This is a genomic window from Shimia sediminis (genome assembly GCF_003990645.1).
Classification (GTDB): Bacteria; Pseudomonadota; Alphaproteobacteria; order Rhodobacterales; family Rhodobacteraceae; genus Shimia; species Shimia sediminis.
Genome location: NZ_RYZK01000118.1, coordinates 1 through 521, shown reverse-complemented (window position 1 = coordinate 521; position 521 = coordinate 1). Strand labels below are relative to the sequence as shown.

Sequence of the window (521 nt, the reverse complement as noted above, 5' to 3'; positions counted from 1 at the left end):
CAAAATTCCAACCAACAGTCTACCTCTCAAGAAGCCCCATGTTCAACACCGATGGAACAAGATCAACCCTCAGTTATTTCTCCTCCTCAACAACCACAACAGCAGCCACAGCCACCACAGCAGCAACAACAACAACAGCCACCTTCCCAAAATCAGGAAAAGCCAGCTGAACCTGGCTGGGCTTTTGTAGCCCGAAACACCCAAAATCCCCAACCTACATCCCCTAATGGAAATAATGATTCCCAGCCAACTGCCCCAACACCCACAATCATTTACCACAGCAATCCTGTTATTGCTGAAGGACTCACAAGATTGCACGAAATGGGTTTTTCGAACGATGGTGGAATTTTGACCCATTTGTTGGAACGTCACAGAGGTGACGTAAGCAAAGTCGTCAAGGCTCTAGTCGACTTGAAAATTTAATTGAAACAGCATGTCTGTATTTCTTATATTATTATACAAATGGGTATTGGTGATAATATAATTAAACAACGATTATCTATTAATTATGTGAAGATGAT

The 521-nt window shown here is 42.2% G+C and carries 1 protein-coding gene; it reads left to right on the top strand.

The genetic code is table 11. The features are described 5' to 3' along the window. On the top strand, positions 1 to 423 hold a 423-nt coding region (locus EK369_RS23065; protein ID WP_206198172.1), incomplete at its 5' end, for a UBA domain-containing protein. Positions 424 to 521 lie beyond the last annotated feature (98 nt).